The 208-nt window shown below is 47.6% G+C and carries 1 protein-coding gene; it reads right to left on the bottom strand.

The genetic code is table 11. The features are described 5' to 3' along the window. The coding region (locus tag C6N31_RS46800; protein WP_198359800.1) for an NAD(P)H-binding protein at positions 1–208 on the bottom strand (208 nt) is incomplete at both ends.

The following is a 208-nucleotide window of genomic DNA, read 5'->3' as shown; positions in this document are numbered from 1 at the left end:
CTTTCAAGATGTAGTTGGCCAGCCCCAAGTCTGCTGCCGAGACATAAACAAATCGTTTCACTCCATGATCTGCTGCAGCTCTAACGGCATTGAGATTTGCGGTCCCGTTGGTCTTGTACATGTCGGATTGAGAGCCAAAGCCACCGACACAGGAAATAACAGAAGTAACATCCTTCAGACAACCCTTCCATGAATCAGGTGAAAGAAG

The sequence above is a fragment of the Streptomyces fildesensis genome, assembly GCF_016107395.1.
GTDB classification, from domain to species: Bacteria; Actinomycetota; Actinomycetes; order Streptomycetales; family Streptomycetaceae; genus Actinacidiphila; species Actinacidiphila fildesensis.
The sequence above is the reverse complement of the archived record's forward strand: the minus strand, read 5'-3'. Positions and strand labels throughout refer to the sequence as shown.